The sequence below is a fragment of the Aeromonas australiensis genome (genome assembly GCF_000819725.1).
In the GTDB taxonomy this organism is placed as follows: Bacteria; Pseudomonadota; Gammaproteobacteria; order Enterobacterales; family Aeromonadaceae; genus Aeromonas; species Aeromonas australiensis.
This window is the reverse complement of the sequence record NZ_CDDH01000107.1, coordinates 22417-45328: the sequence shown is the minus strand read 5'-3', so window position 1 is coordinate 45328 and position 22912 is coordinate 22417. Positions and strand designations below refer to the sequence as shown.

The window sequence follows — 22912 nt, the reverse complement described above, 5'->3', positions numbered from 1 at the left end:
AAGGGGGTAGTCGGCAGCAGTATCGCGGTATTCGTCGTCAGGCCAGACGGCGCGCCATTATCTTCATTTTGCTCACTTTCTCGGTGTCGCTGGCGGTGGTGCCACTGCTCTGGGTAAAGGGATTGCTGGTGGTCATAATGGTGATCCTGCTCACCTGGTTAATGCGTCTGCCGGTGCTGGAGTCAGTTGCAATGGCGAAGTGAAGTCCCTAAGCTATTGCAGCAATAATGCTATGGAGTCGGCCTGTCATTTTTGCGTGACAGGCTTTTTTTATTTCCCGCAGACGGGAATTGAGAAAACTGGCCACCCTGGGTCAAAAAATAAGCGGTCAACACATGAATCCGGAAACCCTGAAATTTATCGAAGCAAGCATCAAGACCATTCCCGACTATCCAAAGCCGGGCATTCTGTTTCGTGACATCACCAGCCTGATCGAGAACGCCGAGGCCTTCAAGGCCACCATCGATCTGCTGGCCAATCACTATCGTGATCAAGGGATCACCAAGATTGTTGGTACCGAGGCTCGCGGCTTCATCTTTGGCGCGCCGGTTGCCTATGCCATGGGGCTGGGCTTCGTGCCGGTCCGCAAGCCGGGCAAGCTGCCGCGCGAAGTGATCGAGGAGTCCTATGCCCTCGAGTACGGCACCGATACCCTGCAACTGCACACCGATGCCATCGTGCCCGGTGACAAGGTGCTGGTAGTGGACGATCTGCTGGCAACCGGCGGTACCGTTGATGCGACCGTCAAGCTGATCCGCCGCGCCGGTGGTGAAGTTGCCGATGCGGCTTTTATCATCTCCCTGCCGTCTCTGGGCGGCGATGCCCGTCTGACTGCCGCTGGCATCAAGGTGGTCTCACTGGTCGAGCTGGCCGGCGAGTAATGCCTCTTCGGCCCGATCCTCTGCATCGGGCCTGCGTTGAACCGGTGCCCTTGCGGGCATCGGTTTGAAAAGCAAGCGATCCCTCCCGCTCTGACCGATAGCCGATACAGCCAGCCCGCCATTTGTGTTAGCATCCGGCCTCAATGCCCTGTCTTCCCTGCATGATGGATTTATGAGCTATCAGGTTCTGGCGCGTAAATGGCGCCCCCATACGTTTGAACAAGTGGTAGGCCAGCAACATGTGCTGACCGCCTTGACCAACGCCCTGGATCAGGGACGGCTGCATCACGCCTATCTGCTGAGCGGTACCCGCGGGGTCGGCAAGACCACCATCGCCCGTATTCTGGCCAAGAGCCTCAACTGCGAGCAGGGGATCAGCAGCCATCCGTGTGGCGTCTGCGATACCTGCCGCGAGATCGATCAGGGCAACTTTGTCGACCTGCTGGAGATTGACGCGGCGTCCCGCACCAAGGTGGAAGATACCCGCGAGCTGCTCGACAACGTGCAGTACCGCCCGGCCCGTGGCCGCTTCAAGGTCTACCTTATCGATGAAGTGCACATGTTGTCGCGCCACAGCTTCAACGCGCTGCTCAAAACCCTGGAAGAGCCGCCCCCCTATGTGAAGTTTCTGCTGGCCACCACGGATCCGCAGAAGCTGCCCATTACCATCCTCTCGCGCTGCCTGCAGTTTCATCTGAAGAGTCTGGATCAGAGCCAGATCGCCAAGCAGCTCGAATGGGTGCTGGATCAGGAGGGGCAGCCCTTCGAGCCACGCGCCCTGCTGGCTTTGGCCAAAGCCGCTGACGGCAGTATGCGCGATGCCCTGAGCCTGACCGATCAGGCGCTGGCCCACGGCAATGGTAGCGTGCGCCTTGAGAGCGTGCTGGCGATGCTGGGCACCCTCGATCACCATCATCTGCACCAGCTGCTGGAGGCCATCTTGCGGCAAGATGCCCCCGCGACCATGGCCAAGATCACCGAGATCGCTACCCTGGGCCCCGATTTTGATCAGCTCCACGCCGAGCTGGAAGGCTTGCTCCATCGCATCGCCATGGCGCAGCTGCTGCCTGCCAGTGTGCAGGAGCAGGGGGCGGATGCTGATTCCCTGCTGCAACTGGCCAAGGCGATGAGCCCGGAAGAGGTGCAGCTTTGCTACCAGATTGTGCTGGGTGGCCGTAAAGATCTGCCCTGGGCTCCCGATGGCCGCACCGCGCTGGAGATGACCTGCCTGCGGATGCTCGCCTTCTCCCCACGGCGCGATGCCCTGCATCCGGCCAGTCTCACCGTGTTGCCTCCGTCAATGACGAGCAGTGTGGCGAGCAGCGCCACGCCGGTTGGCACCTTGCCGGGAAAGCGCCCGGCCGCTGAATCGGCCGCAGTGGCACCGATCAGCGGCGCCGTGCCAGCGGTTGATGCCTCCCAGCCTGCGATGGTGGATGATACTGCTAACGCTGCCAACAGCGAGGAGGAGGCGCAAGCCGCCGAGCTGTTCAGCCAGCAGGATGAGTTGCTGCGCGAAGCTGCGGGTATGGGATATCAACCCGAGCCCGCGTTGACCCATGCGCAGCCCGATGTGTCTGCGCACTCAGCCGCACAGCCTGCGGATGATGGCAAGCATGCCGCGGTCGATAACGACTATGCCCGTGGTGAGCCGCAGACCGCCCCCTTCGAGCAGGCACTCGAAGCGACAGCAACGCCGGTTGCCGCGGCTGAGCCGGTATCAGCGGTATCGAGCATGCAGAGCCTGCTTGGCAAGCGAAACATGCTGCGCAGCCGCCAGCGTGGTCAGGATGCCCCGGCGGCGCCCGCACCGCGCGCGGTGCCGGTTGCGCCTGCTCGCCCTGTCGCGCCCGCAGCTGCACCGGTCGTCACCCAACAGCCAGCCTCGGTCAGCCAACCGGCCGGGCAGGGGATGGCGACGATGGGTCACTATGATGAACTGCCGCCACTGGATCTCTATGGCGACGGTTACGAGCTGCAGGGTGACAGCGGGGCATACGAAGAGTACCTCAATCAGGGCTTCGCGGATCCGGGCTTTGCCGAGCAGGCTCCGGCGATGAGTCACGCCCCCGTCACGGCACCGGCCCAGCCAACCGATCTGCCACCCTGGGATCTCGACGGGCAGCCGAGCTATCGACCCGGTGAGCGCAGCGCTGCGGCGCCTGCAGTGACGCCAGCACCTGCGACCCAGCCGCCCGTTGCCACCACGGCGGTGGCTGTGGCTCCCCTGATGCAGAGTGAACCTGCTCAGCCGGTGATGGAGACCATCGATTGGGATGAGCTCGAAAGCGATAACGAACCGCAAGAGGGAGAGGTGACCCGCCTTATCCCCTCCTCGCTGCTCAATGGTTGCGGCGATGCTTGGGCCGAGTTGATTGCCCACACCCAGGTGGGTGGCCGGTTGCGCCAGCTCGCCATCAACTCGGTGATGACGCGGGAAGGGGACAAGGTACTGTTGACCCTCAAGCCCGAGCAGCGCCATTTGGTGAGCGACAAGGCGCGCGCCGATCTGGCCGAGATCATCGGGCCAGCGTTGGGACAACCGGTGCAGGTCGAGGTAACGCTCGGTGTGGTGCCTGACAAGGAGACCCCCCTCGAGATCGAGCATCGCCTTTATCTCGGGGTGCGCGAGCAGGTGACCCGAGATCTGGAGCAGGATCCCAACGTGCAGTTTTTAGTTCAGCGGTTTGGTGCCGTGCTTCATCACGAGAGCATCGAGCCCCTCAACCGCTAAATTCCGTGGCCGGGAGCTCGCTTCCGGTTGAAAAGCAGTTTGGCTGTCCCCATCTAGGACAGACAAGCCCACAGCCCGGCGCTGGATGCCGGATTTCAAGACGAGAGACGACATATGTTTGGTAAAGGTGGAATGGGGAACCTGATGAAACAGGCCCAACAGATGCAAGAGCGTATGCAGAAGGCGCAGGAGCAGCTGGCTCAGATGGAAGTGACCGGTGAAGCCGGTGCTGGCATGGTCAAGGTCACCATGACCGGTAGCCACAGCGTCCGTCGCATCGAGATCGACCCCTCCCTGATGGAAGATGACAAGGAGCTGCTGGAAGATCTGGTTGCCGCCGCTTGCAACGATGCCGTGCGCCGTGTGGAAGAGCAGAACAAGGCCAAGATGGGCGAACTGACCGGTGGCATGCAACTGCCGCCAGGCTTCAAGATGCCGTTCTAAGGCGACTCTCCCCGCGCATTCTTGCTCCCTTGTCGCTAGCCATTCTGGCAAGGGCAAGGGGGACGGCCGAGAGAGCCAAAGACGCAGCCGTTATCGCTCAGGCGATACGCTGCGTTTTTTTTATGGGCGCCATGCTGGCGTGGACGAGCTCTAATCATCCCTTCTGGGGAGAGGTTGCTACTGCGCAGGCCGATTGCGCCATGAAACGCAGCACCTCGCTAAGGCGGCGTTATTTGTCGATACCCGCTATCGGATATCCCGGTTTGGCGTGGCCGGGCGGGAGCGGCATAATAGCCGCTTGCCGTATTGAGGAGATTGTATGAAATATATCGGAGCCCACGTCAGTGCGGCCGGCGGGGTGGAGAATACCATCGCCCGCGCCCAGGCCATCGGGGCCAACGCGTTTGCCCTCTTTACCAAGAATCAACGTCAGTGGCAGGCGGCCCCCTTGTCGGATGCCACCATCCGCGCCTTCAAGGCGGCCTGTGACAAGGCCGGTTTTCTGCCACAGCAGATCCTGCCCCACGACAGTTACCTCATCAATCTGGGCCACCCGGATCCCGACGGTTTGGCCAAATCCCGCGATGCGTTTCTCGACGAGATGAAGCGCTGCGAGCAGTTGGGGCTCTGTTATCTCAACTTCCACCCCGGTAGCCATCTCAAGCAAATACCCGAGGCGGCCAGCCTCAAGCTGGTGAGCGAGTCCATCAACTGGGCGCAGGAGCGCAGTCAAGGGGTGACGGCGGTCATTGAGAATACCGCCGGGCAGGGGACCAACCTCGGCTGGTCGTTCGAGCACCTCGCCACCATTATCGAGGGGGTGGAGGACAAGAGCCGGGTCGGGATCTGTTTCGATACCTGCCACGCCTTTGCCGCCGGCTACGATCTGCGCACCGCCGAGAGCTGCGCTGCCGTCTTTGCCGAGTTCGACCGCACGGTGGGTTTTCACTATCTCAAGGGGATGCATATCAACGGCGCCAAGTGCACCTTCGGTAGCCGGGTTGACCGCCACCACAGCTTGCGGGAGGGCAATCTGGGAGAGGCGGTATTCCACCACATCATGAATGATGATCGCTTCGATCGGATTCCGCTGATCCTCGAGACCATAGACGAGTCCATCTGGGGCGAGGAGATCAGCTGGTTGCGCAGTCTGGCGCAGTGATACCGAACAAGCGGATCAAGGAGAGGGAGCCGTGGCTCCCTCTCTGCTTTGTGCCTTTCAGCCGTGGGGGGGACGGTTTGTCTGCGGTGTTATGATTGTGCATTAATCCGCGTTGAACACTCCGGCATCCTTCATCTGAGCCCGGCAGAAGTGGATAAAGTGGCGCAGGGAGGTGGAGTGGTACTTCTGCTTGTGCCAGATCAGGGAGAGCTGGCGTGGGAAGCGGCGGGAGAGGGGCAGGGCGACCAGTCGTCCATCTTTGAGCCGGTCGGAGACGGCCAGCCGGGAGATAAAGGAGATACCCAGTCCCTTCTCCACCGCCAGCATCACCGCCTCCAGGGTGTTGAGTTCAAGCCCTGGTTGCCAGCGGGGCAGTTTTGGCTGGATCTGCTGGATAAACTGCTCGCGGCTGCCCGATTGCGCTTCACGCAATACCCAGGTCTCGCCCCCCAGTCGGGAGAGGGAGAGCTCCTTCTTGCTGGCAAGTGGGTGGCCGGGTGGGGCCACCACCAGCATCTCGTCCTGCAGCCAGGGTTCGGCAAGCAGGTCGGGGTGGTGGTTCTCCCCCTCGATCAGTGCCATATCCAGCTCGAAGTTGGCCAGCGCATGGCAGAGCAGTTGAGTGTTGTTGATGGTCACCTTGGGGGGGAGCCCCAGCTCCTGTTTGCTGCTGGCGAGCAGGGTCGGCAGCAGGTAGTTGCCGATGGTCTGGCTGGCGCCAAGGCGCAGCTGGCCACTCGGTTCGGCATCGGGGCGAAACAGGTTCTCGATATCCAGCATCCGGGTCAGCAGCTCTTCGGCGGCCGGTTGCAGCAGGCGCCCCTCGTTGTTGAGCTGCAATCTGGGGTGAATACGGTCAAACAGCGGGGTGGAGAGCTGGCGCTCCAGCTCCTGCAGCGACTGGGAGACTGCCCCTTTGCTCAGGCAGAGCTCGTTGGCGGCAAGGCCAAGGTTGCCGTAGCGGGCAATGGTGGCGAACACTTTCAGCTGCTGCAGGGTCAGTTTCATCGTGTTTGGTTTTCCTGAATGATTGATTTAATTCATTTAGATATCGTAAACGATAAGGGGCCATTATCCTATCGCCATAGTCATCAATAGAAAGGTGTCATCATGATCGCAAGAACCCGTAAATCACTGGCTGCCGCGCCAACCCCCATGGCGGGTCTGGCGCTGGGCATCGCCAGCCTTGGTTGGTGTTGGGAAAATGCCGGTCACTTCGATGGCCGGATGCAACTGCTGGGCGCTGCCATTGCGGCCGTGCTGCTGGTGATCCTGACCTTCAAGTTTCTGCTTCACCCCCGCCTGCTGTTGCAGGATCTCGCTCACCCCGTGGTGGGCAGTGTGGTTCCGACCTATGCCATGGGCACCATGGTGGTCTCCAAAGCGCTGGGTATGATTGCGCCGCAAGCGGGCGAGGCACTCTGGCTGTTTGCCGTGGCAGTTCACCTGCTGTTCCTGGCCACCTTTATCTGGCATCGCGCCAAAGAGTTTGAGATCCACCACATGGTGCCGAGCTGGTTCGTGCCGCCGGTGGGGATCATCGTGGCTGACGTCGCCTTCCCGGGCGGTCAGTTTGCCCCGCTGGCCAACGGCCTGCTCTGGTTCGGGATCACCTGCTACGGCCTGATGCTGCCGCTGATGCTCTATCGCCTGATCTTCAGCCATGAAGTGCCGGATGCCGCCAAACCGACCATCGCCATTCTGGCGGCCCCTGCCAGCCTCTCTCTGGCCGGTTACCTGACCGTCAATGACGAGCCGTCACTGCTGCTGGTGGCCGTGCTGCTGGGGATCGCCATCCTGATGACCGGTATCATCTATCTGGCCTTCATCAAGCTGCTGCGTCTGCCCTTCTCGCCCGGTTATGCCGCCTTCACCTTCCCGCTGGTGATCGGTGCCACCGCTCTGTTCAAAGTGGCTCATCTGGTGGAAGGGTTTGCCCAAGGCAGTCACTACGCCGAGCAGATCAGAGTGCTGGCCCAGTTCGAGCTGGGGGTTGCTACCGTGATCGTCGGGTATGTAGCACTGCGTTACCTGATGTTTTTTCTGCCGCAGCGTAATGCCGAAGTGAACAACGGCATGGCCCACCAGGGTGCTCACCGTTAAATCTTGATGATGTGACATCGGGAAATGGATAAGCAGTGCGCTCCGAGAGCGACGGGATAAACGACCAGTCATACGATGGATGGACAAAGATCCCCACCCTGGTTGTGTAACGAGCAAGATGCCCCGCTGTGCGGGGTATTTTTTGATGGTTTGTTGCTGTTGTGCCAGTGGCGGGCTATTTGCCATGGATTTAACTGGTATTACCTGTCAGGACGTCTACAATGCAGCACCACTTTTTCGCTCGACCCCAATACATGTCGTCCCAAGATCCCGTATTTGACTCCTCTTTTGAAACCCGTTTTCTGCATCCCCGCTACTGGTTCAGCTGGCTGGCACTCGGTGTGCTGATGCTGCTGGCCTTTGTGCCGGTGCGATTGCGCGACCGGTTGGCCGAAGCCTTGGCACCACTGGTGTTTCGTATCTCGAAAAAACAGGTTTATATCGCCAGAACCAACCTGGAGATCTGCTTCCCGGACAAGAGCCCGGAAGAGCGTGATGCCATTGCACTGAGCTCGATCCGGATCGGCCTCAAAAGTCTGCTGGGATTTGGCGAGTTCACCATGCGCAGCCAGCGTTATCTGATGAGCCGAATGCAGGTAATAGGTTGGGAGCATATCGAGGCTGAACACGCTGCCGGTCGTCCGGTGATCCTGGTGGTGCCCCATACCTGGCCGGTGGATGCCGCCGGGTACTGCTTTACCCAGCGTGGGGTGCCCATGTGCACCATGATGAAACGGGCGCGCAATCCGGTGTTTGACTGGCACCTCAATCGGGCGCGGGCCAACAACGGTTGCCGTGTCTATGAGCGTAGCGCCGGGATCAAGGCGGTGATCAGAACCATCAAGAGTGGTCGCAGTTTCTTCTACCTGCCGGATCAGGATCATGGCCGCGAGAAGAGCATCTTTGCCCCCTTCTTTGGCTACCCCAAGGCGACCCTGCCAGCCTTGCCCCGTCTGGTAGAGGTGAGTGGTGCCAAGGCGGTGCCGCTGCTTGCCTGCTATGACGAAGCGAACCATTGCTACCGGTTGGAGATTGAGGCACCGTTTGACAACTATCCTACCGCGGATGTGATGGCGGATACCTGTCGGATGAACGACATGGTGCAGCAGCAGCTGACGCGCCATCCGGACCAGTACATGTGGTTCCTCAAGATCTTCGATACCCGTCAGGATCAGGAGGGGCCGGATGGTCTCTATGAAGAGGGAATACGTCGGATCCGCAAGGGGTTGTCGCCTCACGGCTGATCCTGAATCTGAATTGATTGAAATGGCCCCTGGTGGGCCATTTTTTATGATAACTCGTCTGATCTGTGTTTTGTTGGTCGGCAGCGAGCCTGCACAGGGTAGAAAAAAATGTCAGGATAACTACAATAACCGTTTGTTTTTGATGACTTGATGGCTGCCATGTCCCCGTTAGATCCGGTATTTGATACCTCATTTCATACTCGCCTGCTGCATCCTAAATGGTGGGGCAGCTGGTGCGCGCTGGGCCTGCTCTCCCTACTGGCATTTATCCCGGCGAGGCTGCGAGATCGCGTTGCCAATCTTGTCTCACCGCCCCTGCTGCGTTTTTCGAAAAAGCAGGCCTATATCGCCGATACCAACCTCAAGATCTGCTTTCCCGAGCTGGATAGCACCGCCCGGCAGGCGCTGCTGCTCAAATCGATCCGGGTCGGGCTCAAGACCTTTATGGGCTTTGGCGAGCTCAGCTGGCGCAGCAAGGCGCGGCTGACCCGCCGCATCAAGGTCACCGGCTGGGAGCATGTGCAGGCGGAGCAGGCTGCGGGCCGCCCGGTGATCCTGGTGGTGCCTCACACCTGGGCGGTCGACATGATTGGTCGCTACTTCTCCATGATGGGCATCGAGATGTGCACCATGATGAAGAGCCCGAAAGATGAGGTGTTCGACTGGTACATCAACCGCGAGCGGGCCAAAGCAGGCAAGGTCTATGAGCGCAGCGCCGGCATCAAACCGGCGATCAAGTCGATCCGTGCCGGTGCCAGTTTCTTCTATCTACCGGATCAGGATCACGGCCGCGAGGCGAGCGTGTTTGTACCCTTCTTTGGCCGCCCCAAGGCAACTCTGCCCGCGCTGCCCAAGCTGGTGAAGCTGACTGGCGCCAGAGCCGTGCCCATCTTCGCCAGCTATGATGAGGATGAGGGGCGCTATCTGCTGGAGATCGAGCCGCCGTTTGACCCTTATCCCACCGCCGATCTGCTGGCCGATGTCAACGCCATGAACCGGGTGGTGGAGAGGCAGGTGGCCCGTCATCCCGAGCAATACATGTGGTTTCTCAAGATCTTTGAAACCCTGGAGCATCAAGAGGGGGATGACGGCCTCTATGAAGCGGGTATTCAGCGTATTCGTCAGGGCTTGCCGCCCGAACCTTGAAATGTGGCCCGCTTGCGGGCCATTTTTGTTGAGACAGGGACCTCACGCGCGGCCTGCTGCTGGTGGTTTTTAAGGCGAACGGGTGGACAAAAACAGCGCAAACAGGGGATAACAGGGTCTCTTATGACAGGGAGAGGCAGGTGAGCATGCACAGAGCTATCTTCGAGAGCGGAAATAGGGTAAAAGGGCGGCCATGAAAATTCCAAATCGAATCCAACCTCTGGTTGATGACGGCCTGGTCGATGAGGTCGTCAGCCGGTTGATGAGCGGCAAAGAGGCCGACGTCTATGTGGTGCGCTGCGGTGACGAGATCCGCTGCGCCAAAGTCTATAAAGAGGCCTCCAAGCGCAGCTTCAAGCAGGCCGTGGTCTATCAGGAGGGGCGCAAGGTGCGGGGCAGCCGCGATGCCCGCGCCATGGAGAAGGGCTCCAAGTACGGCCGCAAACAGCATGAAGAGGTGTGGCAGAACACCGAGGTCGACGCCCTGTTCAAGCTGGCGGCGGCCGGTGTGCGGGTGCCACAGCCCTATGTCTGCCTCGATGGCGTCCTCTTGATGGAGCTTATCACCGATGAGGATGGCCATGTCGCGCCGCGCCTCAACGATGTGGCACTCACCCCCGAGCAGGCGGTTATCGATCACCACCAGGTGATCCGCTATGTGGTGCGGATGCTCTGCGCTGGCCTGATCCACGGCGATCTCTCGGAGTTCAACGTGCTGGTGGATGAACAGGGCCCGGTCATCATCGACCTGCCCCAGGTGGTGGATGCCGCCGCCAACAACCAGGCCAAGGCGATGCTGGAGCGGGACGTCAACAACATGCGCAACTACTACGGCATGTATGCCCCCGAGCTGCTCAAGACCCGTTATGCCCAGGAGATGTGGGCCTTGTTTGAAGATGGCAAACTTACCCCCGAGAGCGAGCTGACCGGTCACTTTGAAGAGAGCCGCGCCGCCATCGATCTCGATTCGGTGCTGCAGGAGATTGAGAGCGCCGAAGAGGAGGCCTATGCCCGTCAGGCCCGGATGAAGGCGGAGCAGGAAGACAGCTACTAACAGTGCTGCCACGTTCGCAAAAAGAGCGCCTTCGGGGCGCTCTTTTTATTACTGCTGCGGCTATGGTCGGCTGGGGCAGGGGGCCAGCTGGTACATCTCCAGCCAGCTGCGATCCCCCGGATGGAAGCGCCGCCCCAGCAACACGCCACCGGCGGCCGTAATGAACTTGCGGGAAACCAGATTATCTTCGCCGCAGCTGATCAGCACCGGCGCCGCCAGCACCTGTTGTTGTACCCAGCGCAGCAGCATGGTCGCGGCCCCTTCGCCACGGCGAGAGGGGCGGGTTTCGTAACCGATATGGCCCAGCCATTGGTGGATTGCTTCATTGTCACTGTGACGCAGGCGAAGGGTGGCGATGATCTCCTCGCCATCGAGGGCAAAATAGGTGGTGGTCGGCAGGTATCCACTGGGCAAGTTGCGCCCTTCGGCGTGGTCCAGCAGGCTCTGTAGCCAGCCATCCGGGTCAAATAGCGCTACCTGATAGAGCGGCTGCCCGTCCTCGGCGCATTCGGCGACATAGCGGCGGTAGGCCGGGGCATCTGTCAGCCTGGCCGAGCAGCATGCAAAGCAGGGTTGTGGGGTGGTGTTGGCCATTTAATTTGTCATCACGGTAGGCAATCGTATGACGGTGGCCTTCCTGCCGAGGTGGGTCAGCAGACGGCGCACGTCGTCGAGGCGGACGATCAGGGTAGCGGTGTTGACCAGCGGATGGCACTGCACCTGTTCGGCCTGCCAGATGGCCTCGTCCACCACCAGCTCTACCGATTTTTCCCTGTCGCGCACCATGGCGAGCAGGGTCACCGAACCCGGAGTAAGGCCGAGTGCTGCATCGAGCCGCTCGGGGGAACCAAAGCTAAGTCGTTTGACCCCAATCATTGCTGCCAGCCTTTTGAGATCGACCCGGCTCTCCTCCGGCGTCACTACCAGAAACAGTCGTTCGCTTTTCGGGTCGCGCAAAAAGAGGTTCTTGGTCTTGGCCGCGGGCAGGTCTGGCAGCAACCTGCTCGCCTCCTCACAGGTAAACACGGGGGGATGATCGAAACGCTGGTAGGGGATGGCCAGTTGATCCAGCAGGGAATAGATTGCCACAGAGACTCCTTTTGTCGGCGAAGAGTGGTCAGAGCGGGATGGGCGGGCATCACGATCGGATCGAGCTTACCAGTTTGACTCTCTCCTCGCAGCCAGCGTGACGATTGCGAGCCGGCACTGTATGAACGTACAATAGTCCCATTCTCGGCCAGCCCTTTACGCTTCATGACTGCGACTCTGCTCACTGTATCCACCACCCCACCACGGGATGGCTTTATCCTGACCCGCCATAGTCGGGATGTGCGAGGTCGCAACGGGCAGCCTGCTACCACCGAAATCGTGATGTGGCTCTGGAGTGCACAGGGGCCGGTGCGACTGGTGGTGCCGGGGCAGGAGCCGGTGTTCTTTTTGCCACAGAGCCACATGGCAGAAGCCGCCGAACTGTTCAAAGGTGCCGGGGTGAGCGGGCGGTTTCGCCGCCTGCCGATGCACACCTTCGACGGTCGCCCTGTGGTGGGCTGCTATTTTGCGACCCTGAGTGCTTTTCACCGTGCCATTGAGCTGCTGCTCATTCGCGGGCTGGAGCACTTCGAGGCAGATATCCGGCTATCGGAGCGTTTTCTGATGGAGCGCTTCATCACCGCCGGCATGCGCTTCGAGGGGCGGGCGGTGAAGAAGGGGGGCAAGCAGGGCTACTGGGAAGTCAATGAGGCCCGCTGTGCGCCGTTGGCGGTGACGCCCACCCTCTCCTGGGTGTCCCTCGACGTGGAGTGCGCCATGGATGGGACCCTCTTCTCGGTCGGTCTCTACAGCGAACAGGATGCGCGGGTCATCATGATAGGCACCCCGGAAGCCGATGCCGACAGCTGGGGCACCCGGGTCGAGTGGGTGGCAGACGAGAGCGCCCTGCTGAGTGCGCTGGAGCGCTGGTTCAGCCAGCACGACCCCGATCTGGTCATCGGCTGGAACGTGGTTAATTTTGATTTTCGCCTGCTGCTACGCCGCGCCGAGCTTAACAAGCGGCGACTGCGGCTCGGGCGGGGGCGCGAGCTCTGCTTCTGGCGCTCATCACGCAGTGACCCCCAGAGTGGCAGTGTCATCGTCCCGGGACGCATGGTGCTGGACGGCATCGACACTCTCAAAAGCGCTACCTGGCAGTTTGCCAGCTACAGCCTGGATGCGGTGGCGAGCGAACTGCTTGGCCGCGGCAAGGATATCGAAGATGTAGCCAATCGGGGGGAGAAGATCACCGAGCTGTTCCACTCCGACAAGGAGGCGCTGGCCCGCTACAACCTGGAAGATTGCAAACTGGTGTGGGAGATCTTCGACTACTGCCACCTGATCCCCTTTGCCAGCGAGCGCGCCTCCCTCACCGGCCTTGAGCTGGACCGGGTGGGGGGCTCGGTGGCCGCCTTTACCAACCTCTACCTACCGCGGCTGCATCGTGGCGGTTACGTGGCCCCCAATCTGCCGGCCGACGGGGGGCTGGCAAGCCCCGGCGGCTATGTGATGGACTCCAAACCCGGTCTCTATCGCCATGTGCTGGTGCTCGATTTCAAGAGCCTCTATCCCAGTATCATCCGCACCTTCTGCATCGACCCCATGGGACTTATCGAGGGGCTTGCTCATCCCGAGCACGCCATTCCGGGCTTTCGCGGCGCCCTGTTTTCCCGCGAGCGGCACTTCCTGCCGGGTCTCATCGCCACCCTGTGGGCGGCGCGGGATCGGGCCAAGGCTGCCAGCAACAAGGCACTCTCCCAGGCCATCAAGATCATCATGAACTCCTTCTACGGGGTGCTGGGCTCGGGAGGCTGCCGCTTCTATGATCCACGACTTGCCTCATCCATCACCTTGCGCGGTCACAGCATCATGCAGCAGACCCGAGAGTGGATTGAAGCGCAGGGGTTCGAGGTGATCTATGGTGATACCGACTCCACTTTCGTCCATCTTGGCAAGGAGAGCAGCCCGGATGAGGCGGACCAGATCGGTCAGCTGCTGGCCAAGATGATCAACGACAACTGGGCTGCGCTGATCAAGCAGGAGTTCGACCTGCCGAGCTATCTGGAGATCCAGTATGAGACCCACTATCGCCGCTTCCTGATGCCCACCATCCGCGGGCTGGAGAAGGGGAGCAAGAAGCGCTATGCCGGGCTGGTCGGCAAGGCCAGTGAGGGGGGGGAGCAACTGGTGTTCAAGGGGCTAGAATCGGTACGCACCGACTGGACGCCCCTTGCCAAGGCGTTTCAGACCCACCTCTATGAGTTGGTGTTTCACGATGAAGATCCCGCCAGCTATGTGCGCACCATGGTGGATGAGACTCGCGCCGGCCAGCACGACGAGCTCTTGGTCTATCGCAAGCGGCTGCGCCAGAAGCTGGAAGAGTATCAGAAGAATGTGCCCCCCCATGTGCGGGCGGCGCGGCTGGCCGATGAGGAGAACCTGCGCCGCGGGCTGCCCCAACGTTACCAGCATCGGGGTTCCATCGCCTATCTGATGACCCTCAATGGCCCAGAGCCGCTGGAGTACCGGCGCAGCGCCATCGATTACGAGCACTACATAGACAAGCAGTTGCGGCCCATTGCCGATGCGATCCTCCCCTTTATCGGCGAGTCGTTCGATCGGATCTGCGGTCAGCAACTCGACCTTTTTTAGCGGGCATGCGCCTCTTTCTCTCTCGCGTACTTTACTTTCCAAATGCACTGTATAAAAATACAGTCATTCATCATGGAGAAGTACCCTATGCGCCTGGAAATCATTATCGACAAAAAACATCAGATCCCGACCTCGACCATGGAAGCGCTGCGTCAGGAGCTGCTCAAGCAGCTTGGCGAAAAATTCCCCGACATCCATGTGCGGGTCGCACCGGGCAGTGCCATGGCCCTGACCGTCAGCCGGGCCAGCAAGGAAGAGAAAGATCTGGCTGAAGCCATGGTGCAGGAGGTGTGGGAGAACGCCGAGAGCTGGATGCCGGAAGAGAACGTCGCCTCCTGATCCCGCACTGTCAGTGGATAGCTCGGGCGTTGGATGAGTTGGCGGCGGATAAACAGGCATGCACGCGACTGATCCGTTGATCCTTGGACAACAAAAAACGCAGCCAAGTGGCTGCGTTTTTTGTGGGTGGTGAGAGGCTTTCGGTGGCTTCCGGCTCTGTGTTGAGTCTGGCCCGTTACAGCCCGGCCCAGCTCTTCAGGCTCTGTTGCTGTACCCGTAGCGCCGCCTGAGCGATCTCTCCCTTGGTCCGCAGATCTTTGAGGGCGATGGGGAGCGCTGCGCGCACCTCGTCGCTGCTCATCCCCGGTTTGAGGGCCGGATGATAGGCGAGCTTGAGCAACACATAATCGAGGCCGGTCAGAAAACTGTCGATGCTGTTGTCATTGAAGATGGAGGGGAACACCTTGTCCGAATCGTTGGGCAATCCCATCACCTGGGTGAGCTCTTCCACCACGCAGTCGAGAAAACGTCCCTTGGCGCGGCTGTAATCCACCGGAATGATGATGGTGGCCCGGACGATCTCATGCTTGCCGTTGACGACGAAGTTGGCCAGGCAGAGCCCCTCTTTGAGCGCCATCCTGACCGCAGGATCGTCTCCCATGGTGCGGTTGGCCCAGCTCTTCATCTTGCTGTAGTCGGTCATGATCAGGGTGAGATTGGGTTTGCTGGTCACCATACTGATGGGGTGGCCGGTGATGCGGGCCAGATGGGCCGCTTGTACCTTCACCACATCGGCCTGCAGCGGCTTGTCACCCGACTCGTTGATAAGCTGCAGCCGGATCGGCTGTTGCCAGCGGGTAAAACGGGTCTGCCGGGCATCACCATACTCCCGCTCCATGGCGATGGCCATAAAGCTCTCGGTCAGATAGCCGTCGCTCTGCCAGCGCTCATCGGCCCGGGCACCGTGGCCTGCGAGCAGAAGCAGCAGGGCCAGCAGTCCGCGTGACGCTTGGCGGGAACGGGTAATGACCATATTGGCAATCAAGGGTTTGGTGCTAAAGAGGGGGGTGGCAGATGACATGTCTCCTCCTTGAAACGGTTGTCAGCCTAGTTGCTAGCCTTGTCGATATCGCGCCAGGTGAGCCAGAGCCGGAGATCAAACTCCAGTTGATGATAGTCCGGCTCCATGTGCTGACAGAGCTGGTAGAAGCTCTTGTTGTGATCCTTCTCTTTGATATGGGCCAGCTCGTGCACCACGATCATTTTCAGAAACGGGGGCGGTGCCTCCTTGAACAGGGCGGCGATGCGGATCTCGTTCTTGGCCTTGAGCTTGCTGCCCTGCACCCGGCTGACATAGGTGTGCAGGCCAAGGGCATCCTTGATCACGTTGATTTTGCCGTCGAACACCACCTTTGACAGGGGGGCAGAGCTCTTGAGGTAGCGGTTCTTCAGCGCCATGGTGTAGGCGAGCAGTGCCTTGTCGCTCTGGATCTGGTGGCTCTCGGGGTAGCGTTTGGCCAGCATCTCCCCCAGCTTGCCCGCCGCAATCAGCTGCTGTACCTGTGCCTTGAGGGGATCGGGATAGCCGCCCAGATAAGTCAGTTCCGCCATGGTGTCACTCGTCACATCAAAAAGAGCGTCATTGTAGTTATCTCGGGCAGGCTTGCCTACTGTGAGTGGCCACGCTAAGAGGTGTTGGCGCACTAAAAAGGGCGGCCATTGCAACAATGGCCGCCCTGCGGGGCGCGCTTGACGATCAGCGTCGGCGATAGAGACCCGGATCCACCTCTTGGTAGTGGCGGGTCAGGTATTGATAGAAGGCGAGATGGGAGGGCGAACTGGGGGCTTTCAGCTCCTCGCTCACCCGCTCCGGCTTGGCGATGATGAACTTCGGGCTCTGGCGCTGGATATCGGCCAGCACCCGCTCGCGCACATCATAAGGTGGCTTAACGTTGGCAAAGAAGAGGTAGGCAGACGCCGGCTGGCGATCGGTCCAGAGATAATATTGCGGCTGGATGCCATCGACCCAGATCTTGTCGCTCGGGCTGGTCTCGGCTTTGATACGGTCGACCCGTACCTGCGCCGCCGGATTGAAGGGACGCCCCTTGAGGGTCCCTTCCCAGGCGTTGTTGATCATCAGCAGCAGCATGGCCAGCGTTGCCAGCCAGGGGGTGGCACTGCGCACATCCCAAGCCCGCCAGAGGGGGAGCAGGATCAGTACTGGCAGCGCCCACAACAGGCTGGTACCGAGCACCTCGTTGACTCGCTCGAGGGACCACTCCTTGGTGCTCCAGCCAAATAGCAACTGCTGTGCCAGCAGCCAGCTGGCGGCCAGTACCACCAGCGAGATGCAGAGCAGGCCGACCCCGTCCACCTGCTGTTCGCTGCGATCCAGCAATACTGCCAGCGGTAGCATCGCCAGTGGCAGATAGAGCACATCGTAATGATCGAACACATGGCCGGAGACCGAATTGGCGATCAGGGTAAACAGCACCCCAAACAGGGTCACCAGCAGGACGGGCAGATACCACTCCTGCCGGCGACTCAGCATCAGAATGATAAAGGCGGGCAGCAGCATGATGAGACCAGTGCGCAGCAGGCCAACGGCACCCACCATGAGGGAGAAGCCATTGCCATAGCTCCCCTCAAAGAAGATATCGAAGGCGTAGTATTTGAAGGCCGCCAGCAGATCATGTTGCAGGAAGTAGGCGTAAAGCGGACCGCCAATCAGCGCCAGTCCCAGCAAGCTGGAGATGAGCAGCAAGATGGCGTCACGCCACTTCTCGTGCAGGCACCAGTGGCAGAACAGCACCAGATACCAGGCCCCCCAGACGGCGCCGTTGTTGGTGCGCATCCAGGCGACGATGGCGAAGGTGAGGGCCGCCACCAGCGCCGGCCACCAGCGAAATCCCTTGTCCAGCAGCAGGGTAATGAAGGCCCACTGGGCGATGAGGGCGAGGTGGAAGGTCCAGTCCTCGGTCATGTTGCCGTAGTAGTAACGGGTGCCGTAGAGAGCAAGCACCGCCAGCATGGCGCCAAGGCGCGCCTTGAACGAGAGTCCGAGCTGGGCAAACGCCTGCCAGCTGGCCAGCAGCCCGAGCCAGCAGAGCACCCACTCCAGCGCCCAGATCCCGACAAAGCCCCCCAGACTGTAGCCCAGCGCATCGAGGGCGAAGATCATCGGCCCCTTGATGTCGATCATGTCGCGATAGAGCACCCCCCCTTCGCTCCACATCTTGCCCATTACCGCAAACAGTGAGGCGTCAAATCCTGGCGCCATGGCGTAAAAGAGCGGATTGCGCAGACAGAAGAGCAACGCCAGTAGCGCGGTCAGCAGCACGATGGCAGGCGGTATCGCCGGATTAACGCGCGGAGGGGTGAAACGGATGGAGTGATTCATGCAATCGCCTGTTCCTGCAGCTGATCTTGAAAGCGGGCCTATCTTGCCGAGCTAGTGAGTGTGATGCAATGGGGTGGGCCCGTATGAGGAAAATATTGTCGAAAAAGCCCGGTTCTTGCAGGGAACCGGGCGCTGGCTGCGGCAATATTGGCCATCATGGGGGATGTGGCACAGCCATTCCCCCTCGACATCAACTGATGTACTCAAGCAGGGGCGGCTGTGCTTCCAGTGTCGGCAGATGGCGGGCCCAGCGGATAAAGGCATCCGCCAGGGTGATGCCGAGCTCCTGATTGTGCTGGGTCAGGGTGCGGGCCAGGGCGGTGTAACCCTCTTTGCCTGAGGCGGTATAGGCGCTCGATACCCCGCGGTAGACCTGTTCGGCATTGACCGTTTGCCACTGGCCGGGGGCGGCTTCCCACTCCAGTCGGGTGATTCGCTGGCCCTTGGGCAGATTGGCTTGATAGGTGAATCGCACCCCTGCGGTGTAGGGGAAGCTGCCGTTGCCATTGCCGACCACGCCGTTGTTGGTGGCGTTGTCGATGGCATTCTCCAGCGCTTCCGCCAGTTCGTGACCATGAACCCGATAGAGAGTAAGGGGGATGGCAAAGGGCAGCAGGCGACCGGCGATATCGGCCTCGCTCAAGGGGCCAGGCTCCAGCGAGCAGCGCACGCCACCGGCGTTGTGCAGGGCAAAGTCCACTTCACCCACCTGTTCACGGGCAGCGGTCAGCATGGCCTGGGCCACCAGCGGAGCGAGCTGGCTGCCGTGGGGCAAGGTGGCATCCGGCAGCCGCTGATGGTGCAGTGGCGCCGCCAGTCGGGTGACGATGCGCTGGCTCATGGTTTCGATTTCCGGCCGATATCGTTTGGCCAGATGTTGTTCAAGCTGTGGATCCGGCTCGCAGAAGGTGAGCCCGGCGGGCGGGGTGGAGGCGAACGGCCAGGGTTGCCAGGGGAGCCACTCCAGCTGTCCCTGACGCTGCACAACACGGCCCGCCTCATCGAAAGTGAGCTCGCAGACACCGAGGCAGAGGGCGCTGTGGCCTGCGTGCAGGATAGCTACCCCGTTGTTCATCAGCGGATAGCTGCCTTCGCTTGGCAGACCCAGCGGCGCGAGATCCCCCAGCAGGCTGTGAGTATGGCCGCCGATGATGAGGCTGAGTTCGGGGAAGCGCTCGGCCAGCAGTTTGTCCTGATCCAGCCCGAGGTGGCTCAGCAGCACGATATGGTGGATCCCTTCGCCCTTGATCTCCCGCAGCACCCGGGTGAGGGTGTCAGCGACCGCGTGGAAACGGGTGTGGGGATCCGGGTTGGCGATGGCGGCCATCTGGGCGAGGGTGATGCCGAGCAGCGCAAAGGGAACCCCGTCGATCACCCGGCGATGCCAGGGCTGATGAGCATCGTAGAGGTGGGGGATATCCCACAGCCCGAGGGTTGTGTCGGCTGGCTCCTGACTGTTGTCCAGATTGGCGGCCAGTACCGGAAAATCGAGCTGGCGCAAGAACTCCACCAGCGGGCCGTTGCCCAGATCGAACTCGTGGTTGCCGAGCACCATGGCATCGGGTGCCAGCATGGCGAGCAGGTCGGCATTGGCGCGCCCTTTGAAGCGGTTGAAATAGAGCGAGCCCTGAAAGGAGTCGCCCCCGTGCAGAAAAAGACAGCACTGGCCGGTTGATGCTGCTTTGGCGCGCAGTTGGGTCAGTCGGGTCAGGATCCGGGCATAACCGCCGCACTGGGTACGCCACTGGCTTTCACCGAGAGGGGAGAAGCTCATGGGCGCGCCATCGAAGTGGGAGTGGCAATCACTGAAATGGGCAAGTTGAACCGTAATACTCATCTCGGTCCTCCTTAGGGGGAAAATGAGCAACGAGTCTACTGCAAAGGGGGGGGAGGATACCAGCCCGGCTGGCGCCGGGCTGGTCAGCGATCAGGCGGGTACCATGATCTGGGTGGCGATGATCACCACCAGCAGGCCAACAGCGACCGGCATACTGGTACGTTTGACCACCTCGAACGGTGAAAGATTACCCATCCCCGCACAGGCGACCACCACCCCGGAGACCGGTGAAATGGTACGACCCAGGTTGGAGGCTTGCAACATCGGGATCACCAGATAGGCCGGGTTGATGCCAAGGCTGCTGGCCAGGTTGGGGATCAGCTCCACAAAGGCGTAGAAGGGGGCATTGCCCGAGCCGGTGGTAAAGGCGGCCAGGGTGGTGATCACCACCAGTGACAGCATCATGACCAAGCCACCGGAGCCGAGATCCTGCGCATGAGCCAGCAGGGTATCGATAAAGCCGATGGTCATCAGACCCTGGGCAAAGACACCGGCACCTACCAGCAACATCACCACCCCTGCAAAAGCATCAGCCATGTTACGCCAGCATACCTGCAGGCCGTCCAGCAGCTCCTTGCCATTGCGGGTCCGGACAAGTTCCAGCAGGCTGGCCAGCACCATGCACATCACGATAATGGTGACGATATCCAGCTGCGGGCCCCATTTACCGTCAAACACCAGCACCCCGATGATGGGGGTGAAGGGCAGGATGGCGTAGAGGGCAGGCGCAGTCGTCACCAGATCACCCGGCGCGACCGGCTCGTTGTGCTCACCGGATTTTTGGTCAAGGTAGCGTTGCCAGAAGAAGTGGGTCACCGCCATACAGGCGATTGCGATCAGCGAGATGGGCAGGGTCAGCTTGAAGGCAAAGTCCAGCAGCGGCATATTGGCGGCCTGGGCGGCCATCACCACGTCACCGGAGGTGGGTGCCAGAATGATAGCGGCTGGTGAGGCGCACACGGCCGCCGCGGCGCCGCGGGAGATCCCCATGTTGACCATCAGCGGGAACAGGGTGGCCATCAGCAGCACACCGAGGCCGGTAGCAGAGCTGACTGCCAGCGACATGGCGCAGGCCACCAGATAGGCGGCTACCAACAGAATGTAAGGGGACTTGATGATGCCGAGTGGCTTGCTGGCCAGCTTGACCAGAATGGTGTTAGCGCCGATATGGCTCATGTAACCGGCGAAGCCGCACAGCACCATGATCAGCATCCCCAGTCCACCGCCACGGTCATTGAGCAGGAAGCGGATGTATTCGAAGATATCGGTCGCGATATAACCGGTGCTGACTACCTTGCTCGGCAGTACCGGCTTGCCCATCATGGCGGTGATGACCAGCAGCAGCAAGCCGCCGCTCAGCAGCACCCCGGTCGCTGAGTATCCTTTGAAAATGGCACGGCCCACCACCAGGGTGACCAGGGTGCCAATAATGAGTTCCAGCATATTTGCCTTCTGATTGAATGAGAGTGGCGGAAGTCTATTCCTATAGGGGTAGAGTGGCGACAGGAAACAGGATGTTGTGTGAGCTAAATCAATGTTTCATCCTGTCAACAGAATTAAAGAAAGGTAAAGGCGCTTTACCCGGCGGGTTTGGCTACCTACCCTTGCCATCCTTGGTTGTCTTTTTAGGTTTTTATATGGCGACTGGTGGTTTATTGGGCATTAAACGCTCTATTTTTCTGATTGTGATGCTGTTTTCACCTACTTGCGTATTGGCAGTCATCAATGACGGGTTTCAGCAAACCGGTCCTCATCAGGCGGTCGCCATGCGGCGTCTCATGGCCCCTCACTCTTACGGCGTACTGGTGGTTGCCGAGGGGAACAGACCTCGTTTTGCCGCGCTGGCATCCAACACCACCGAAGCGAACTGCCTGGCCCGTCACGCCATCCGGGTAGATGGGGTCGTGCTGCTGGTCACCCCGAGATTCTATGCCAAAGAGGGAAAACGGGGACTTTGCGAGCTGTGGCTCAAGGAGGGGGCAGATCAGGACTTTTTTGCCAACCGCCTTAAAAATGATCATTTTATTCAGATAGATGGTCATGACATCAATGTGAAAAACTACCACCTCGACTGGCAGCGCATCAGCCGTCATGCGCAATAAAAATACAGTTTTGGCCTTGTGCCATACTCTGCTCACGCAACCTGTGAGCCTGCTCTGATTTATGGGCGCATCGTGGTATTGCGCCGCGTCGTGCTCACACATAGGCTATAGCCGTCATCTGTGTGGCGGTGGGTTTCACCAAGGTTGGTACTCCGCCCGTGCAATCAAGGAAGGTAGTCTGGCATGGTCAGCAAGGTTTATGGAGTCGTATGGGTTGTGTTGTTGCTGTTGCCCCTGAGCAGTCAGGCTCAGCCGAGCCGGCCACAAGTAGTGCCTGAGTCCCGCATTAATGTCCGCTTTTATGACGTCAATGCCGTCAGCTCAAGTCAGCTTGCCGCTGCGCTGGCCCAAAGTGCTCCCAAGGTGAATGGTAAACCTGTGCTCGGCAAGGCGAGTTATCAGATGGACTGGCAGCTGGAGACTGAGCAGTTACCAGGCCAGTGCCAGCTTAAACGGGTCACGGTGATCACTCACGGGACTATTCTGCTACCCCGTTGGCGACAAGGGGCGGGCAGCGATCCTGCCCAACTGCGCTGGGGGCGGCTGCTCTCCAGTATGTTTGACTACGAATCCCGAATGAAAGAGATGGTGCTGCAAGGGGCCAATCAAGTCGGTGGTGCCATTGCAGCGCTACCCGGACATGCAGATTGTCAGGCGTTGCGCTATGCCGCGTGGGCTGCGGGCAGTGGTGAGCTGGGCAGCATCAGAGCGCGTATTGATGGCTTTGAGCGGCAGAGTGGTTATGGTGAGCAGCTTGGAGTGCAGTGGCCAAAGTGAATTACGTGAGCGGTCTTAATATTGCGAGGCCTCTGCCATCCCTCTCCCAGCGACCTTTTGCATATACG

Annotated in this window: 20 protein-coding genes and 1 pseudogene; 13 read left to right on the top strand and 8 right to left on the bottom strand. The window is 60.2% G+C overall.

Annotated elements, in window-relative coordinates:
• The 5 genes and pseudogenes from BN1117_RS19240 to nfo form a co-directional block, all read left to right on the top strand.
• A pseudogene (locus BN1117_RS19240) lies at positions 1 to 203 on the top strand (DUF454 domain-containing protein); the annotation flags it as partial.
• A 132-nt stretch (positions 204 to 335) separates the two neighbouring features.
• Positions 336 to 881, top strand: a complete 546-nt coding sequence (gene apt / locus BN1117_RS17630; RefSeq protein ID WP_005352403.1) for an adenine phosphoribosyltransferase — start codon at positions 336 to 338, stop codon at positions 879 to 881.
• Between the two features lie 172 nt (positions 882 to 1053).
• Complete coding sequence (dnaX, locus tag BN1117_RS17625; protein ID WP_040099493.1) at positions 1054 to 3615, top strand: DNA polymerase III subunit gamma/tau; 2562 nt, start codon at positions 1054 to 1056, stop codon at positions 3613 to 3615.
• Between the two features lie 114 nt (positions 3616 to 3729).
• Entirely contained in the window at positions 3730 to 4059 is a 330-nt protein-coding gene (locus tag BN1117_RS17620) for a YbaB/EbfC family nucleoid-associated protein (RefSeq protein ID WP_005333445.1), read from the top strand.
• A 319-nt stretch (positions 4060 to 4378) separates the two neighbouring features.
• On the top strand, positions 4379 to 5221 hold the full coding sequence (gene nfo / locus BN1117_RS17610; protein ID WP_040099489.1) for a deoxyribonuclease IV: 843 nt from the start codon (positions 4379 to 4381) through the stop codon (positions 5219 to 5221).
• Between the two features lie 102 nt (positions 5222 to 5323).
• Here the strand turns inward: nfo and BN1117_RS17605 are convergent, their stop codons facing one another.
• The gene (locus BN1117_RS17605; protein WP_040099488.1) at positions 5324 to 6229 is read right to left on the bottom strand and encodes a LysR substrate-binding domain-containing protein; all 906 of its coding nucleotides are present in this window, start codon (positions 6227 to 6229) and stop codon (positions 5324 to 5326) included.
• Between the two features lie 102 nt (positions 6230 to 6331).
• Here BN1117_RS17605 and BN1117_RS17600 point away from each other — a divergent pair, with 102 nt between their 5' ends.
• The 4 genes from BN1117_RS17600 (at position 6332) to BN1117_RS17585 (ending at position 10768) form a co-directional block, all read left to right on the top strand.
• Entirely contained in the window at positions 6332 to 7324 is a 993-nt protein-coding gene (locus BN1117_RS17600) for a TDT family transporter (protein ID WP_040099486.1), read from the top strand.
• 254 nt (positions 7325 to 7578) lie between these two features.
• Positions 7579 to 8568, top strand: coding sequence for a lauroyl-Kdo(2)-lipid IV(A) myristoyltransferase (lpxM, locus tag BN1117_RS17595; RefSeq protein WP_040099500.1), 990 nt, complete (start codon positions 7579 to 7581; stop codon positions 8566 to 8568).
• A gap of 150 nt (positions 8569 to 8718) precedes the next feature.
• The gene (locus BN1117_RS17590) at positions 8719 to 9714 is read left to right on the top strand and encodes an LpxL/LpxP family acyltransferase (protein WP_040099484.1); all 996 of its coding nucleotides are present in this window, start codon (positions 8719 to 8721) and stop codon (positions 9712 to 9714) included.
• 193 nt (positions 9715 to 9907) lie between these two features.
• Positions 9908 to 10768, top strand: a complete 861-nt coding sequence (locus BN1117_RS17585; RefSeq protein ID WP_040099482.1) for a PA4780 family RIO1-like protein kinase — start codon at positions 9908 to 9910, stop codon at positions 10766 to 10768.
• A gap of 60 nt (positions 10769 to 10828) precedes the next feature.
• On the opposite strand, the gene BN1117_RS17580 is transcribed toward BN1117_RS17585, so the two are convergent.
• Both BN1117_RS17580 and BN1117_RS17575 read right to left on the bottom strand, forming a co-directional pair.
• Positions 10829 to 11362 carry a GNAT family N-acetyltransferase gene (locus BN1117_RS17580; RefSeq protein ID WP_040099480.1) on the bottom strand — a complete coding sequence of 178 codons (534 nt, stop codon included), beginning with the start codon at positions 11360 to 11362 and terminating at the stop codon, positions 10829 to 10831.
• Entirely contained in the window at positions 11363 to 11857 is a 495-nt protein-coding gene (locus BN1117_RS17575; protein WP_040099478.1) for a prolyl-tRNA synthetase associated domain-containing protein, read from the bottom strand.
• Positions 11858 to 12022: 165 nt separating this feature from the next.
• Between BN1117_RS17575 and BN1117_RS17570 the strand changes: the two genes are divergently transcribed.
• Positions 12023 to 14449 (top strand): DNA polymerase II, encoded by a 2427-nt coding sequence (locus BN1117_RS17570; protein WP_040099476.1) that lies wholly within the window; start codon positions 12023 to 12025, stop codon positions 14447 to 14449.
• Between the two features lie 87 nt (positions 14450 to 14536).
• Complete coding sequence (locus tag BN1117_RS17565) at positions 14537 to 14788, top strand: DinI family protein (protein WP_040099475.1); 252 nt, start codon at positions 14537 to 14539, stop codon at positions 14786 to 14788.
• Between the two features lie 175 nt (positions 14789 to 14963).
• On the opposite strand, the gene BN1117_RS17560 is transcribed toward BN1117_RS17565, so the two are convergent.
• The 5 genes from BN1117_RS17560 to dcuC all read right to left on the bottom strand — a co-directional run bounded on the left by BN1117_RS17560 (position 14964) and on the right by dcuC (position 21408).
• Positions 14964 to 15809 carry a DUF2927 domain-containing protein gene (locus BN1117_RS17560; protein ID WP_425283272.1) on the bottom strand — a complete coding sequence of 282 codons (846 nt, stop codon included), beginning with the start codon at positions 15807 to 15809 and terminating at the stop codon, positions 14964 to 14966.
• A 26-nt stretch (positions 15810 to 15835) separates the two neighbouring features.
• Positions 15836 to 16339 (bottom strand): M48 family metallopeptidase, encoded by a 504-nt coding sequence (locus tag BN1117_RS17555; protein ID WP_040099473.1) that lies wholly within the window; start codon positions 16337 to 16339, stop codon positions 15836 to 15838.
• 145 nt (positions 16340 to 16484) lie between these two features.
• The gene (locus BN1117_RS17550) at positions 16485 to 18128 is read right to left on the bottom strand and encodes a hypothetical protein (protein ID WP_040099471.1); all 1644 of its coding nucleotides are present in this window, start codon (positions 18126 to 18128) and stop codon (positions 16485 to 16487) included.
• Positions 18129 to 18318: 190 nt separating this feature from the next.
• On the bottom strand, positions 18319 to 19965 hold the full coding sequence (locus tag BN1117_RS17545; RefSeq protein ID WP_040099469.1) for a bifunctional metallophosphatase/5'-nucleotidase: 1647 nt from the start codon (positions 19963 to 19965) through the stop codon (positions 18319 to 18321).
• Positions 19966 to 20055: 90 nt separating this feature from the next.
• The gene (dcuC, locus tag BN1117_RS17540; protein ID WP_040099468.1) at positions 20056 to 21408 is read right to left on the bottom strand and encodes an anaerobic C4-dicarboxylate transporter DcuC; all 1353 of its coding nucleotides are present in this window, start codon (positions 21406 to 21408) and stop codon (positions 20056 to 20058) included.
• A 71-nt stretch (positions 21409 to 21479) separates the two neighbouring features.
• Between dcuC and BN1117_RS17535 the strand changes: the two genes are divergently transcribed.
• Both BN1117_RS17535 and BN1117_RS17530 read left to right on the top strand, forming a co-directional pair.
• Positions 21480 to 22067 carry a hypothetical protein gene (locus BN1117_RS17535; RefSeq protein WP_244463563.1) on the top strand — a complete coding sequence of 196 codons (588 nt, stop codon included), beginning with the start codon at positions 21480 to 21482 and terminating at the stop codon, positions 22065 to 22067.
• Between the two features lie 183 nt (positions 22068 to 22250).
• Entirely contained in the window at positions 22251 to 22844 is a 594-nt protein-coding gene (locus tag BN1117_RS17530; protein WP_040099464.1) for a DUF922 domain-containing protein, read from the top strand.
• The last annotated feature ends 68 nt before the right edge of the window (positions 22845 to 22912 follow it).